Origin of the sequence: Niveispirillum fermenti, from assembly GCF_048066175.1 — a bacterium.
Classification (GTDB): Bacteria; Pseudomonadota; Alphaproteobacteria; order Azospirillales; family Azospirillaceae; genus Niveispirillum; species Niveispirillum fermenti.
Map to the genome: position 1 here is coordinate 26829 of NZ_JBLTXA010000016.1, position 13621 is coordinate 40449.

General features: G+C 66.4%; 16 protein-coding genes. 13 read left to right on the top strand and 3 right to left on the bottom strand.

Annotated features, from left to right (window positions below; translation table 11 throughout):
• The first annotated feature begins 424 nt into the window (after nucleotides 1-424).
• Complete coding sequence (locus ACM9LZ_RS15970) at nucleotides 425-1825, top strand: hypothetical protein (RefSeq protein ID WP_416620490.1); 1401 nt, start codon at nucleotides 425-427, stop codon at nucleotides 1823-1825.
• A gap of 12 nt (nucleotides 1826-1837) precedes the next feature.
• Here the strand turns inward: ACM9LZ_RS15970 and ACM9LZ_RS15975 are convergent, their stop codons facing one another.
• Nucleotides 1838-2920, bottom strand: a complete 1083-nt coding sequence (locus ACM9LZ_RS15975; RefSeq protein ID WP_416620491.1) for a 3-oxoacyl-ACP synthase III family protein — start codon at nucleotides 2918-2920, stop codon at nucleotides 1838-1840.
• Nucleotides 2921-2991: 71 nt separating this feature from the next.
• Nucleotides 2992-3981 carry a phytanoyl-CoA dioxygenase family protein gene (locus ACM9LZ_RS15980; protein WP_416620492.1) on the bottom strand — a complete coding sequence of 330 codons (990 nt, stop codon included), beginning with the start codon at nucleotides 3979-3981 and terminating at the stop codon, nucleotides 2992-2994.
• Between ACM9LZ_RS15980 and pseG the strand changes: the two genes are divergently transcribed.
• The 12 genes from pseG to ACM9LZ_RS16040 all read left to right on the top strand — a co-directional run bounded on the left by pseG (nucleotide 3982) and on the right by ACM9LZ_RS16040 (nucleotide 13102).
• Complete coding sequence (gene pseG, locus ACM9LZ_RS15985; RefSeq protein ID WP_416620493.1) at nucleotides 3982-5085, top strand: UDP-2,4-diacetamido-2,4,6-trideoxy-beta-L-altropyranose hydrolase; 1104 nt, start codon at nucleotides 3982-3984, stop codon at nucleotides 5083-5085.
• Nucleotides 5086-5195: 110 nt separating this feature from the next.
• The gene (locus ACM9LZ_RS15990; protein ID WP_416620494.1) at nucleotides 5196-6305 is read left to right on the top strand and encodes an aromatic ring-hydroxylating oxygenase subunit alpha; all 1110 of its coding nucleotides are present in this window, start codon (nucleotides 5196-5198) and stop codon (nucleotides 6303-6305) included.
• A gap of 92 nt (nucleotides 6306-6397) precedes the next feature.
• Complete coding sequence (locus ACM9LZ_RS15995; protein ID WP_416620495.1) at nucleotides 6398-6760, top strand: hypothetical protein; 363 nt, start codon at nucleotides 6398-6400, stop codon at nucleotides 6758-6760.
• A 77-nt stretch (nucleotides 6761-6837) separates the two neighbouring features.
• Nucleotides 6838-7884, top strand: a complete 1047-nt coding sequence (pseI, locus tag ACM9LZ_RS16000) for a pseudaminic acid synthase (RefSeq protein ID WP_416620496.1) — start codon at nucleotides 6838-6840, stop codon at nucleotides 7882-7884.
• Nucleotides 7881-8648 carry a cytidylyltransferase domain-containing protein gene (locus ACM9LZ_RS16005; RefSeq protein ID WP_416620497.1) on the top strand — a complete coding sequence of 256 codons (768 nt, stop codon included), beginning with the start codon at nucleotides 7881-7883 and terminating at the stop codon, nucleotides 8646-8648. Before pseI ends, ACM9LZ_RS16005 begins: the two co-directional genes overlap by 4 nt.
• Nucleotides 8645-8881 (top strand): acyl carrier protein, encoded by a 237-nt coding sequence (locus tag ACM9LZ_RS16010; protein ID WP_416620498.1) that lies wholly within the window; start codon nucleotides 8645-8647, stop codon nucleotides 8879-8881. Before ACM9LZ_RS16005 ends, ACM9LZ_RS16010 begins: the two co-directional genes overlap by 4 nt.
• The gene (locus tag ACM9LZ_RS16015) at nucleotides 8881-9711 is read left to right on the top strand and encodes an alpha/beta fold hydrolase (RefSeq protein WP_416620499.1); all 831 of its coding nucleotides are present in this window, start codon (nucleotides 8881-8883) and stop codon (nucleotides 9709-9711) included. The genes ACM9LZ_RS16010 and ACM9LZ_RS16015 overlap by 1 nt, the downstream gene beginning before the upstream one ends.
• Nucleotides 9708-9959, top strand: a complete 252-nt coding sequence (locus ACM9LZ_RS16020) for an acyl carrier protein (RefSeq protein WP_416620500.1) — start codon at nucleotides 9708-9710, stop codon at nucleotides 9957-9959. The genes ACM9LZ_RS16015 and ACM9LZ_RS16020 overlap by 4 nt, the downstream gene beginning before the upstream one ends.
• A gap of 3 nt (nucleotides 9960-9962) precedes the next feature.
• On the top strand, nucleotides 9963-10142 hold the full coding sequence (locus ACM9LZ_RS16025; protein WP_416620501.1) for a hypothetical protein: 180 nt from the start codon (nucleotides 9963-9965) through the stop codon (nucleotides 10140-10142).
• A gap of 42 nt (nucleotides 10143-10184) precedes the next feature.
• Complete coding sequence (locus tag ACM9LZ_RS16030; RefSeq protein WP_416620502.1) at nucleotides 10185-11336, top strand: AMP-binding protein; 1152 nt, start codon at nucleotides 10185-10187, stop codon at nucleotides 11334-11336.
• Nucleotides 11333-12061: an SDR family NAD(P)-dependent oxidoreductase gene (locus tag ACM9LZ_RS16035; RefSeq protein WP_416620503.1), complete on the top strand. Its 729-nt coding sequence runs from the start codon at nucleotides 11333-11335 to the stop codon at nucleotides 12059-12061. Before ACM9LZ_RS16030 ends, ACM9LZ_RS16035 begins: the two co-directional genes overlap by 4 nt.
• A 9-nt stretch (nucleotides 12062-12070) precedes the next feature.
• Nucleotides 12071-13102, top strand: coding sequence for a 3-oxoacyl-ACP synthase III family protein (locus ACM9LZ_RS16040; RefSeq protein ID WP_416620504.1), 1032 nt, complete (start codon nucleotides 12071-12073; stop codon nucleotides 13100-13102).
• A 51-nt stretch (nucleotides 13103-13153) separates the two neighbouring features.
• On the opposite strand, the gene ACM9LZ_RS16045 is transcribed toward ACM9LZ_RS16040, so the two are convergent.
• Complete coding sequence (locus ACM9LZ_RS16045) at nucleotides 13154-13603, bottom strand: flagellar biosynthesis repressor FlbT (RefSeq protein WP_416620505.1); 450 nt, start codon at nucleotides 13601-13603, stop codon at nucleotides 13154-13156.
• Nucleotides 13604-13621 lie beyond the last annotated feature (18 nt).

The following is a 13621-nucleotide window of genomic DNA, read 5'->3' on the forward strand; positions in this document are numbered from 1 at the left end:
AATCTCATATTAACGCATATCTGCTATTCGATTTATGATGATCCACCACTAACATGCCCTGTCGGGATGCGAATGGTTGCGCGTCGGAATGTCGCGCAGCAGTCCGGAAATGCCAATCAATTTCCGAACGTTCGATCGGCTATGCGAAAGCTATAGCCTGAATGTTTCCTCCGGTCGAATGTCCGATAACTTTAAATATAAGACAGCCAATATTAACTAATTAACGCCGAAATGACTATGTATAAAAGTATAGAATTTCCATAAATCAAGACAATATTAAGCACCCTCCTGAATGAATCACATGACACAAAGTGATTGTGTGTGTAGTGTATTATGCAGATCGATAGAATTTTAAGCATTTTACGTTTACTTAACACTTAGAAGACCATAATATGCTTAAGAAGCGCGGAGAAAGAAAACGCCGATGAGCATCGGGAAGATACTGAGAGCATTGCTGTCAGTGAGCCTGAAGAAGGGAGTGGACGGCCCCGACGAGCGCGGCCGGCGGCACACTATGGGCAGATTTTCTCCCCCCCACTCCGGCAAGGTCGGCAAGACGACGGGCTCCAGCTCCGAACTGGGCCCAACCCTGCGTCGCATCTTCAAGAATAATGACCCCACACAGGCGGGCAGCATCCATCTGGTGGGGCTGGAAAGCCTCCGGGAGAAACTGGGAAACCGCTGGGGGGCCGTCGCCGATCGCGTCCATCAACTGACGGAACGCCTGCTGCGCCAGCAATTGAAGCCGGCGGACGCCTGGTTCCGGTACAATAATGAATCCTATGTCGTGGTCTTCGCCAGCCTTGGCCCTTCCGAATCTCGGCTGATCTGCGCCAAGATTCTGGAGGAACTGCAACGCATGCTGTTGGGAGAGGCGGACGCCCAGTCGATCGTCGTCCATACCGCCGTCTACGAGATGAACTCGGATGTGATGTTCGAACCGGCCCGCCTGTGCGACATGCTTGACAATTTCGCCACGCAGGCGCGGGAGGATGTGGCCGCCGACCAGTCCTCCACCAAGCCCTGGAACGGCTATCGCTACAATTCCCAGGAAAACTGGGGGCCGCTGGAAATCAAGTATGCCCCCTTCTGGGATACACGCACGGGAACGGTCTCGGTATTCATGGCACGGCCCATGCGTTCCCGTCCCGAACGCTCCCCCGTCTGGGGGTATGATTGCCTGGAAAATCCGGAAGACCCGGCGCCGATTCTGGAGATGGATATCCAGGTCATGCGCAGCGCCGTCGTGTCGGCGCTGGAACTGCACGATCAGCGGGTACGCTTCTTCCTGTCGCTGCCGGTGCATTTCGAAAGTCTGGCCGTCATCGGCCGACGGCGGGAGTTCCAGGCGGCCTTGCTGGAAATCCCCGGCCATATGCGTCCCTTTCTGACCTACCACATCGTGGGAGCCCCCTCGGGTGTGCCGGTTGGCCGGCTGGCGGAGATGGTGTCCCTGCTCCGCCCCTTCGGCCGCATGACCATGGTGATGCTGGAAGCCGGCAGCGGCGACCTGCCGGCCGTTGCCGCCGCCGGCGCCAAGGTGGCCTGCACCGCCCTGCCGCCGGGAACGGCCGGCGACCGGTTGCGACAGGACATGCTGCGCTTTGCCACCACGGCCGCCAAGCTGCGCCTGCGTACCTCGGTGGAAGGGGTGATGGACAGTGCCATGGGAGAGTTCTGCGAGGCGGCCGGCGTCTCCTTCATCGGCGGTCCGCTGATCTCCAACTGGCTGGACCGGCCGCGCCAGGCCATGCGGCGCACGCGCGAGGAAGTGCTGAACCTGCGCGTCTATGAAAGCGGCAGCCACCCGCAGGATGTGGAATAGCCCGGCACCGGATCACACCACCATTGCCGGGTAATCCGCCGGCAGTTCGGCCACGGCCGGTGCCGGAATGGGGCCGATATCGGCCAGGATCGTTCCCCAGGACCAGCCGACACCGAACCCGGCCATCAGCAGCTTGCGCGGCCCCGCCGTCAGTTCCCCGCCCAGCCGCGAGCAGATGGCCAAAGGCACCGACGCGCTGCTGGTGTTGCCGTACTTCTCCATGTCGATGATGTATTTGCCGGGATCGCAGCCGATCTTCTTGCGGATATGGTCCAGCATCATCTTGTTGGCCTGGTGCGGCACGACAAAGTCCAGCGTGTCCACCGTCACCCCGGCATCCGCCATCGCCTCCTTCAGCAGGCCCGGGACGGCGCGCAATGTGAAGGTGAATACCTCCGCCCCGTTCAGATGCAGGCGCGCATCACGGTAGAGCCGTTCCATCTCCGCTTCCGACCGGGGGGGATCGGTGGGGATCAGGCAATCGCGCTTGCCACCCGCCTTCACGAAGATGTGCTTCGCCCCGCCGCCATCGGTTCCCAGGCTGACATGCATGGCCGGCGCCGCGGGGTCGATCTCCAGCGCCGTGGCCGACCCGGCATCCCCGAACAGCGGCAGGGTGGCCTTGTCCTGCGGATGCAGCCAGCGGGTGGAATTGTCCCCGCACAGGACGAGCGCCCGTTTGGCCGTGGAACCGCCCAGCAGCTTCGACGCCATCCACACACCATAAACGAAGCCCGAACAGCCCAGCGTCACGTCGAAACAGGCCGCACTTGTCGGCAAGCCCAGATGGCGCTGCAGCACAGCGGCGGTGACGGGCAGCACGTAATCGACATCCTGGCTGACAAAGACCAGTATATCGACGGACGCCGGGTCCCAGCCCAGTTGTTCCAGAAGCCCCTCGGCGGCGGCACGGCACATGTCGGATGCGCAATAGGGCGGCGGCAGCACACGGCGTTCATAGACGCCGATGCCGGCATGCAGCTTGCGCGCCTCCTCCTGCGTGAAAATCCCCGGCGTTTCGACAAAGGAATGGCGCTGGCGCGGCACGACGGCCCGCACACCCGCGATCCGCACCCCTTCGATGATGGCCTTCATGCTTGGCTGTCCCGATCCTTGTCTCTGGCCCCACTAGAACATAAACCCCGCCCCGGCTCCAAGCCGGACGCTTACCGCATGAGGGCACGGTTGATATAGGGATCGAAGCCGTCGCGGCGGGGCATGAAAGGCTGGGGGGCGCTGTGTGGCGTGCGCCAGACACCATATTGCGCCGTCGCCAGCAATCGGGATCGCGCCAGCGGCAGCCTGCCGCGATGCACGCCGAACGTATCCGCCAGGAAGACCGTGCCCGCCGCACCCGTGACGGAAACGGACGGCAGGTCTCCCAGGACAGTTGCCACTTTCTCGTCCGACAGACGGTTGATCTCCACCAGCCGTTCATCGCGTTGCGAGGTCGCAACATACTCGAACGGCCCGTCATCCGGCCCCACATCGCTCAGATACACAAACAGCTTGAAGCCGCGAATATTGTCCCAATCGCGATGGAACCACTGCGTGCCCTTGGCCTGGGTGCGCGCCGTGAAAGACCACCAGGCCCCGATATTGTCCAGCGTTGGCTTGCAGCCCAGGAACAGGCCAGCCACATCCAGCACCAGCGGATGGTTGAACAGGGCCCACAGACCCGGTGCCGCCAGGATTTGATCCTGGCTGTAATAGCCCATGTTCGTTTCCTCTGACGGCACGGCGCCGTGCCGGAAACGGCCGAGATGCGGGCGATAAGGATCGTGGCAGTCCTGGTCGTCGAACCAGTCGCGCGCCGCCATGGCCTGCCCGGCGGTCAAAAGGGCCAGCGGCTCGGTATAGCCCCGATCCAGCAATTGTTCATGCAGGCGCCGCGCTTCCTGCTGCGGCGGCGACGTCATGCGCGGACGGCCCAGCGTGGCAAGCCATGCCAGCCAGCGCCGCCGCCCTGGTCCGCCCGACAGGGGCAGCAGGTCATAGGGCAGGTTCCGATGATCCTGCCGGGCACGGCGGATGATCTGTGACAGGGTCAGATTGCGGATGGTCGGCATGGCCGTAGAAGCTACACCGGTCCGGCAGGTGCTGCAAAGGGGGAACCTTGCCGTGCGCCGGCCGGCCATGATAGGGATTTCAGACATTTGTCGGCATTCCTCCTGCCCCGTACCGATCCAGCACAGGCGCCCATGCCGCTGATCCTGATCCGCGCCGATGCCAGCCCGGCCAAGGGTACTGGGCATGTCATGCGCTGTCTGGCGCTGGCAGAGGCCTTGCGGGCGCAAGGGGCCCGTGCCGCCTTCGCCTGCATGGAAATCACCCCCGCCCTGGCGGGTCGGCTGCGGGATGAAGGGATCGATCTTCACCTGCTGGACGGCGACGACGCCACGGCCACCCTGGCGCTGGGAAACCGGCTGGACGCGGCGGCTCTGGTGGTGGACAGCTATTGGCTGGATGCCGGCTGGCGCCGGACCGTGCGGCCGGGGTTCCGCGCCGTGCTGGCGCTGGATGATCTGGCCGACACCGATCTGCATGCCGATATGGTGTGGAACCCCGCATCGCGTGCCGCCGACCTGCCCTATGATCGCCGGGCACCGGGGGCGGGGCGCCTGTTCGGGCCCGCCTTCCTGCTGCTGCGCGCGGAGATCCGTCGCGCGGCCAATGCATCGCGGCCGCCACCGGACCAACGCGACACCATCCTGCTGACCTTCGGCGGGTCTGATCCGGCCGGACTGACCGTGCCGGTGGTCAAGCGGCTGGCACCTGCCCTGCCGCCCGGTGTACGGCTGGAAGTCGTAGCCGGTGGCAGCAATCCGGCGCTGGATTGCGTGACGGCAGCCTGTGCCCGTCATGCCGGCCGCATCGCCCTGCATGTGGACAGCCGCCGGATCGGCGCGCTGATGGCCGGGTGCGGGCTGGCCATAACGGCCGGTGGCGGCACGGTGGCCGAACTGGCGGCGCTGGCCACACCCTGCCTGCTGGCCATCGTGGCCGACAATCAGGCTCCCGCGGGCGAGGATGCACGGGCCCGCGGCTGGGCCGCCGTCATCGACGGCCGCGGCGACCGCGCCGCCGCGGCGGACGCCATTGCCACCATGGCCCTGTCGCTATGGGCCGACCCCGCACGCCGGCTGGACCTGTCCCGTCGCATCACGATGGATGGCATCGACGGGCTGGGGGCGGATCGGGTGGCCGCCGCCCTGCTGGCCCGGCTGGCGGCGGGGCCGGCCCGGACCGGCCAGAACTGAATATCGACGTTCCCCGCTTGCCCGGTCCCGCTTGCCCGGCACATGATGGCGGGTGCGGATGGCACCCGCCATTTCCCTTCTGTCTGCTCCCTGCCCTGGACGCTCCCCACATGCTGGCCCGCCCTGCCGCCCTTTCCGCAGCCGATTACCGCGACCCGGCGATCTTCGCCGCCGAACAGCGCGACCTGTTCGCCCGAAGCTGGCAGTTCGTGGGCTTCACCGATGAACTGGCGGCCCCCGGTTCCTGGCTGGCCCGGCAGATCGCGGGGGAACCGGTGCTGGTACAAGATTTCGATGGCGAGGTGCGTGCCCTGCGCAATGTCTGTTCCCACCGGTTCGCCCGGTTACGGATGGGGGAACAGGGTGTGGCGGGCGGCCCCCTGCGCTGCCCCTATCATGGCTGGACCTATGACCGGGACGGGGTGCCCGTGGGCGTTCCGGGCAATGCCGAATGTTTCGGCCTGGACCGGGCCGCCCGGCAGGGGCTGGCCCTGCGCCGCTATGAACTGGACCGGGCCGGCCGTTTCCTGTTCGTGCGCGTCACGCCCGGCGGGCCATCGCTGGCCGACTGGCTGGGCCCCTACCGGGACCTGCTGCAAGCGCTGTCGGACGGCATGGCCGCCCCCTTCGCCCAGGCGGCACAAACCTGGGCCGCCAACTGGAAGGTGGGGGTGGAGAATGTGCTGGAGGTCTATCACGTCGATGCCGTGCATCCCGACAGCTTCCGCACCGTGGTGGATGGGTCCTGGCGCGTGGAAGGCACGGGCCCGCATTCCACGGGCTATGCCGGCATCCGGGCGGAGGCGCAACGCTGGTGGGAGGGGGCGGGCAAGCGGCTGGGCCTGGCCCCGGTGCAGGCGGTTGCGGGCATGGAAGGCTATGTCCATCTGCTCCTGTTCCCCAATCTGGCCATCGGCATCACCGCCGGCCGGATGATGAGCGTCCAGACGCTGGAACCCACCGGGCCCGAAAGCTTCACCCTGCGCTATCGCCTGTGCCTGGCCCCCGCCCGTGAGGGGGCCAGCCGGGCGGCGCTGGCGGCCGTCACCACCCATCTGGCGGCCCTGAACGAAGAACTTCTGTCCGAAGACAGGGCGGTCTGTGCCGCCGTGGGGGCCGGCCTGCACCATGCCGAGGGGGCCGCACTTCTGGGCCGCAACGAGGATCGTATCCGTCATTTCCACGATGCACTCACTGCCGGCCTGCTCCGGCAAACCTGACCTCAAGGCTATAAGACGAAAAAACCCTAGGATGCGTGCGACCCGGGCTCTACGGTACGCACGGTTTTATTGTGGAAACGGAGGGCACGCGCGTGAAAGAGATGCGCACGCTCGGCTTCACCGAACGCGAATCGATCCAGGCCATCATCGACCTGTTGCGCAAGCAGCGGGTGAAGATTCCCGTCGGACAGGTCGTCGGCCTGGCCCTGACGGAAGAGCCCGTGTCCGCCACGCTGACGATCGAGGACAATGACGGCGAGCATCACCAGGTGAAGCGCAACGCCGCCGAACTGGCGGCATCGCTGGTCAATTACTGCATCGAGCGCAAGATCCGCCTGCCTGCCATGTCCAACAAGTTCGTGGAGGTGATCGGCGGCGCGCTGAACCTCATCGTCTATCTGGACGATGTGGAGGCGGCGGCACCGAAGAAACGGCGCAAGCCTGCCGGCGGCTGACCTTTTGGGCTGACCGCTTCCGCCCGCCCCCCTGTCGGTGCTAGCATCGGATGCCCTTCCCCATCCGGCCATCCCGCATGACCCGCTTTCCCAACCGTTTCCAGCCCGGCCAGCCGCCCTTTCTCATCGCGGAAATGTCCGGCAACCATAATGGCGATATCGACCGCGCCCGACGCCTGATCGATGCCGCCCGGGATGCCGGGGCCGATGCGGTGAAGCTCCAGACCTACACGGCCGACACCATCACCATGGATGTCGACCGGCCGGAATTCCGGCTGGAGGGCGGGCTTTGGGCCGGCCGGTCGCTGCATGAGCTCTACCGGGAGGCACATACTCCCTGGGACTGGCACGAGGCGCTGTTCGCCCATGCCCGTGAGGCCGGCATCGCTATTTTCAGCAGCCCCTTCGACCCCACGGCCATTGACCTGCTGGAAGGGCTGGGGGCGCCCGCCTACAAGATCGCCAGTTTCGAACTGATCGACCTGCCCCTGATCAGCAGGGCCGCGGCCACGGGCAAGCCGCTGATCATGTCCACGGGCATGGCATCCCTGGGAGAGATCGCGGAAGCAGTGGCCACGGCACAGGCGGCCGGGGCCGGCAGCATCGCGCTGCTGCATTGCGTATCGGGATATCCGACGCCGGTGGAGGATTGCGACCTGCGCACGATCCCGCACATGGCGGCGGCCTTCGGCCTGCCGGTAGGCCTGTCGGACCATACGATGGGGGTGGCCGTGCCCGTGGCAGCCGTGGCGCTGGGGGCCGTCATCGTGGAGAAGCATTTCACGCTGGCCCGCGCCGATGGGGGGCCGGATGCGGCCTTTTCGCTGGAGCCCGCCGAATTCCGGGCCATGGCCGATGCCTGCCACATGGCACACGCCGCCCTTGGCAGCATCTCCTATGCCCTGAAACCGTCGGAGGCGGGCGGCAGGACCTTTCGCCGTTCCCTTTACGTCAACCGCGACGTGCCAGCGGGCACCGTGCTGGGCGAGGGGGATGTAAGGTCCATCCGGCCGGGCCTGGGTCTCGCCCCCAAGCACCTGCCCGACATACTGGGCCGCACGGCCGCCCGCGATCTGAAGCGTGGCGAACCGGTGGACTGGACCATGCTGGGCCGGGCCCCATGATACAGGCCGCCCCGCGCGTGATCGGCGTCATCCAGGCCCGGATGGGTTCCACCCGGCTGCCGGGCAAGGTCATGATGCAGGTCGCGGGCAAAAGCCTGATCGCCCATCAGGTGGAACGGCTGCGTCGCTGCCGCCGGCTGGATGGACTGTGCCTCGCCACCAGCGACCGGCCCGGCGACGATGCACTGGCCGATCACGCCGCGGCCCTGGACGTTCCCGTATTCCGCGGCAGCGAAACGGACGTGCTGGACCGATTCTACCGCGCCGCCTATGGCCAGGGGGCCGACATCGCCGTGCGCTTCACAGGCGATTGCCCGCTGATCGACCCCGCCCTGGTCGATACGCTCGTGGCGCTGCATGATGGCACCACCCCCCCGCCGGATTATGCCGCCATCGACGTGTCGCGCTATCCGCGCGGGCTGGACGCGGAACTGGTGTCCATGGGCGCGTTGCAGGCTGCCTGGACCGACGCGCAGGAGGATTTCGAGCGTGAGCATGTCCTGCCCTTCATCTGGCGCCGGCCAGAGCGGTTCCGCCTGTCCTGGCTGACCGATCCGGACCTTGACGCCCCGTGGCGCTGGTGCGTCGATACGGAACAGGATCTCCTGCTGGTACGGCACTTGCTGGAATGGCTTTTGCCCGTTAATCCAGCCTTTGGCTGGCGGGATGCCGATGGTGCCATGCGCGCGCATCCCGAATGGGCAGCGATCAATCGGGAGGTGGTGCAGAAGACCCTGCCCCCCTGCAATAGTGAAGGAGCATGATGATGACCCGCGCCGAATTCCTGGCCGCCCTGGAGGAGATGCTGGAACTGGATGCCGGCACCCTGGCGCCCGATGCGCCGCTGGACAGCCTGGAGGCCTGGGACAGCCTAGCCGTGATCAGCTTCATCGCCCTGGTCGATGAGCATTTCGACCATGTCGTCGCAGGCGAGGACCTGGCGAAGGCCCGGACGGTTTCCGATCTTCTGGCCCTCACGGGCGCCGATCTGGCCTGATGTCCGGCCTGCCCCGCCCCGCCATCCCCGCCGGCCGCACGCGGCGGCAGGTGGTCGACCTGGCCGGTGGCCCGGCGGCCTGGCTGATGGGCGGCCGCCTGGGACCCGGCGACGGGGATGCCCCGCCGCTGGTCTTGCTGCACGGGCTGGCCGGCGACGCGCTGACATGGCAGTTCAACCTGACGGCCCTGGCCGCCGACCGTGCCGTGCTGGCGCCGGATCTGCCGGGGCACGGGTCCAGCACGCTGGATGTCGGTCATGGCCATGTGGATGATCTGGCGCGCTGGGTGGGCGGACTGATCGATGCCTGGGGGGTGGGGCGTGTGGACATTGTCGGCCATTCGCTGGGCGCCCGCGTGGCATTGTCCCTGGCCCATCAGCGGCCATCCCTGGTGGGCCGGGCCACCCTGATCGCCTGTGCCGGCCTGGGCAGTGACCTGGACCACCTGTTCCTGGACAGGCTGGCCGAGGCGGGATCGATCGAACAGGCACGCCTGGCCGCCGGCGCGCTGTTCGCCGAACCCGGTGCCCTGGTGGAGCCGATGGCCCGCGCGCTGGCCCTGCGCCTGTCGCAGCCGGCCAACCGCGCAGCCATCAAATCCCTGCTGGATGCCAATCGCGCCGACCTGTCGGAACGGCTGGTTCAGCGGGACTGGGTACCGGCCGCGCCCGTTCAGCTCATCTGGGGGCGGCGGGACACTATCGTGCCGCCCCCGGCGGCCGGCCTGATCCCCGCCGGCATCCCTTATCACCTGCTGGATGGTGCCGGCCACATGCCGCATGTGGAGGCGGCCAGCCGCGTCAACGCCCTGATCCGGAGTTTCCATTGACCGACAAGAACGCGATGCTGGCCCTGATCGGGCGCGAGGTCGGCCGCATCCTGGCCGACAAGGGCGAAGCGCCGGCGATCATCACGGCCGATACGCTTTTCCTGGAAGGCCCGCTGCCCTTCGACTCCCTGGACCTCGCCACCCTGATCGTGGCGCTGGAGGGGGAGACGGGCAAGGACCCGTTCCGCCAGGGCTTCCGCCAGTTCACGACCGCCGGCGAACTGGCCGCCCTTTATACGGCAGCGTAGCCAATGCCGACGGTGTGGCAATGGATCGCCGGCGGCGTCGCCCTCTACCTGCTGCTTCTGGCCCGCAGTGCCTGGAAGCAAGGGGAGTTCAAGCAGTTTCTGTGGGGCCTGGTGACCGTGATCGGCCTGCTCACGCTGATCGGCGGCATCATCTGGGCCTGGGATGCCGCGCGTGGACCGTGAGAGGGCTTGGATTGCCCCCCTGCCCTGCCGCATGATGGCACCATGCGACCTGCCCTGACCCCGCCCTGGACCCACCCCGGTTTCCGCCTTGTCTGCGGCGGCCGGGAATGGGCTTGGCCGGATCTGTCAGACCTGGCGGCCAGCCTGTCATCCGGTCCGCTTGTGGCCGGCGGCGGCGATCTGCCGCGACTGGTGGCCACCCTGGTTGCGGGCTGGCAGCGCGAACAGCCCGTCGCCCTGCTGCGCGGCGGCTTGCCCCCGCCCACGGCCATGACGGGGCGGGAGCGCCTGCTGCTGCTGGAAACCTCGGGCACCACAGGCACGCCAAGGCGAGTGACCCGCCCGTTCGATGCCGTGCTGGCCGGTATCGAAGCGACGCGGGGGGCCGGCGGGCGCTGGCTGCTGACATATGACCCCTGCGGCTTCGCTGGCCTTCAGGTGCTGTTGACCGCGATGCGCGGCGGCGGCACCCTGCTGGCCGATCCCGCCGCCGATGTCGCCACGCTGGTGCGACTGGCTCTGGAAGGCGGTGCCAGCCATATCAGCGCCACGCCCAGCTTCTGGCGCCTGCTGCTGCTGTCCGGCGCCACACCGCCCCTGAAGCGCATCACGCTGGGCGGGGAGGCGGCGGACCAGCCCCTGCTGGATGCCCTGCGCGCCCGGTTTCCCGATGTTCCGCTACGCTGCATCTATGCAGGCACGGAATGGGGACGGCTGTTCACCGTGGCCGACGGACAGGCCGGCTTTCCGGCCCGATGGCTGACTGACCCTCCTGGTCCCTATTCATTCCGTATCCGGAATGATATTTTGCAGGTGCGGGTGGGCGAGGCATGGCAGGAGACCGGCGATCTTGTGGAGATCGTTGGCGACAGGGTTTTGTTCCGGGGCCGGAACGATCTTGTGATCAATGTTGGCGGGGCAAAGGTGAACCCTGCGCTGGTCGAGGCGCGGTTGCTGTCGCTGACCGGCGTGAGTGACGCCGTGGCCTATGGCATTCCCAGCCCCATCACCGGATACTTGGTGGCCGCCGACATTGTTGCCCCCACCTGGGAAGGTGATGATGGCTGGAGAACGCGGGTTCAGGCCGCCCTGTCTGACCTGCCCCCGCCATCCCGGCCCCGGCGGTTGCGGCTGCTGAACCAGCTCCCCTTGTCGGCAGCCGGCAAGAAACGACGCCTTGCGGAGGATGCATGAAAAGCCCCGTCATCGTCACCGGCGGAAGCCGTGGCCTGGGCCTGTCCATAACCCGTGCCCTGCTGGAGGAGGGGTATGCCGTGGCGACTTGCAGCCGCACCCTGGGCGATGCCCTGCCCGGCCTGATGGCTGCCCATCCGGACAGTCTGTTCTGGCAGGTGGCGGATATCGGGGACGCGACATCCACGCAGGCATTCGTCAAGGCCGCCGTGCAGCGCTTTGGCCCCCCCTGGGGCCTGGTCAACAATGCCGGTATCGCGCGGGAGGGCATCCTGGCCACCTTGCCGCTGGTGGAGGTGGACAGCCTGATCCAGACCAACCTGACGGGCGCCATACAAATGGCGCGCGGGGTGTTGCGGCATATGTTGTCACGGCCCGGCGGCGGGCGGATCATCAACATTTCTTCCATCATCGGGCAGCGCGGCTATACCGGTCTGGCCGCCTATGCCGCAACAAAGGCCGGGCTGGATGGGCTGACGCGCGCCCTGGCACGGGAGGTCGGGCGGCGGCAAATCACGGTCAACAGCGTGGCGCCCGGTTATCTCGATACCGAAATGTCCGACACCCTTTCTGCCGGGCAACGCGAACAGATCGTCCGGCGCACGCCGATGGCACGCCTGGGCACGGCCGGGGATATCGTGCCCGCCGTGCTGTTCCTGCTGGGTGACGGCGCGCGCTTCATCACGGGCCAGACCATCACCATCGATGGCGGCATCACCTGCTGAGGGATCGACATGGCTCAGGCCCGTATCCACGCCATCGCCTTGCGCGGCATCGTCTCTGCCCTGCCCACCACGGTCGAAGGCGAGGCGGAGATGGCCGCCCGGTTCGGGGCCGATCAGGCCCGCCGGATCGCGGCCGCCACCGGTATCCGGCAGCGTCATATCATCGGTCCAGACCAATGCATGTCCGACCTGGCCGTGCCCGCGGCCCATGCCCTGCTGGCGGATCTCGGGTGGCTGGCCGGGACGATCGACCTGCTGATCACGGTCACGCAGACGCCTGACCACCCCCTGCCCGCCACGGCCTGCCTGTTGCAGCAGCGCCTGGGGTTGGGCCGGCATTGTGCGGCCTTCGATGTGGGGCTGGGATGCTCGGGCTATGTCTACGGCCTTTGGCTTGCCGCCTCGCTACTGTCCGGCATGGGCCGGGGGCGCTGCCTGTTGGTGGCCGGTGACACGACCAGCCGCACCCTGGACCGTGACGACCGCTCCGTGGCCCCCCTGTTCGGGGATGCCGCCAGCGTGACCGCGCTGGAATTCGATCCCGGCGCCGGCATGCTGACCATCGATGCCGGCACCGATGGCACCGGCGCGCCCTATCTCATCCAGCCGGGTGGCGGGGCACGGCGGCCCGATGGGGGAAAGCTGTTCATGGATGGCACACAGGTCTTCGCCTTCACCCTGCGGGAAGTGCCCAAGGCCATCGCTGCCACGTTGGCCGCCGCCGACTGCGATATCAGGATGATGGACCATGTCGTGCTGCATCAGGCCAACGAGATGATGGTACGCCGGCTGGGGCAAAAGATCGGTGCCGATACAGGCCAGATGGTCATGGCCCTGGCCGATCGCGGCAATACCAGTTCGGCTTCCATACCGCTTGCCATCTGCGACACGCTGGGCCCGTCGCTACGGTCCGACCGGCGTCACCTGCTGCTGTCGGGATTCGGGGTCGGCTGGTCCTGGGCAACCGCTGTCTGGCAGGTGGGACCTGTGGATACCTGCCGGACCATCCTTGTCGACCGGGACGGGCTTGTCACCGGCTGAGCGGCCGCACACAAACGGGCAGCGCACGCACCGCCGGCGAGGGAGCCGGCGTCAGGTGGTGGGGGGTGACCGGCGGCGAACCTTGGTGACGACGACGGGCGCCTTGCCCGGCTTCTCACCCTTGGCCGTCTCCCCCCCTTCGGCCGGAAACAGCTTCCGGCATATCTTCAACGCGCGATAATAATTCCCGCCTTGGACAAGCTGCTGTACCTCATCAAACAGTTCGGCATCATCGGGCCGCGCTGACCGGACCTCATCCAGGATGATGCCGAACTTCATGAGGTTAAGTTCTGCATCCTCGGGAAAGATGTAAATCAACTGAATGATGAAATAGAGCTTCTTTTCAATCGTATCGCAGTTCTCTTCTTTCAAAATCTCCCTGCCGCGCAGGAAATTCACCTTATTATAGAAGAAAAGCGACACCGGATGGTCGCCGACACCAATGACGGCACCGTTCACGATGAGCTTTTCACCAGGTCGCAGAACGAGTTTCAAAGGCACAGCAATATTCCCTGTATG

Excerpts from the sequence above, each read along its gene's own strand:
- ACM9LZ_RS16040 (WP_416620504.1), top strand. The coding sequence starts at position 12,071 with ATGGCTCAGGCCCGTATCCACGCCATCGCCTTGCGCGGCATCGTCTCT.
- ACM9LZ_RS16030 (WP_416620502.1), top strand. The coding sequence starts at position 10,185 with ATGCGACCTGCCCTGACCCCGCCCTGGACCCACCCCGGTTTCCGCCTT.
- ACM9LZ_RS15990 (WP_416620494.1), top strand. The coding sequence starts at position 5,196 with ATGCTGGCCCGCCCTGCCGCCCTTTCCGCAGCCGATTACCGCGACCCG.
- ACM9LZ_RS16025 (WP_416620501.1), top strand. The coding sequence starts at position 9,963 with ATGCCGACGGTGTGGCAATGGATCGCCGGCGGCGTCGCCCTCTACCTG.
- ACM9LZ_RS16005 (WP_416620497.1), top strand. The coding sequence starts at position 7,881 with ATGATACAGGCCGCCCCGCGCGTGATCGGCGTCATCCAGGCCCGGATG.
- ACM9LZ_RS16035 (WP_416620503.1), top strand. The coding sequence starts at position 11,333 with ATGAAAAGCCCCGTCATCGTCACCGGCGGAAGCCGTGGCCTGGGCCTG.
- ACM9LZ_RS15980 (WP_416620492.1), bottom strand. The coding sequence starts at position 3,981 with ATGTCTGAAATCCCTATCATGGCCGGCCGGCGCACGGCAAGGTTCCCC.
- ACM9LZ_RS15970 (WP_416620490.1), top strand. The coding sequence starts at position 425 with ATGAGCATCGGGAAGATACTGAGAGCATTGCTGTCAGTGAGCCTGAAG.
- ACM9LZ_RS16010 (WP_416620498.1), top strand. The coding sequence starts at position 8,645 with ATGATGATGACCCGCGCCGAATTCCTGGCCGCCCTGGAGGAGATGCTG.
- pseI (WP_416620496.1), top strand. The coding sequence starts at position 6,838 with ATGACCCGCTTTCCCAACCGTTTCCAGCCCGGCCAGCCGCCCTTTCTC.
- ACM9LZ_RS15975 (WP_416620491.1), bottom strand. The coding sequence starts at position 2,920 with ATGAAGGCCATCATCGAAGGGGTGCGGATCGCGGGTGTGCGGGCCGTC.
- ACM9LZ_RS16015 (WP_416620499.1), top strand. The coding sequence starts at position 8,881 with ATGTCCGGCCTGCCCCGCCCCGCCATCCCCGCCGGCCGCACGCGGCGG.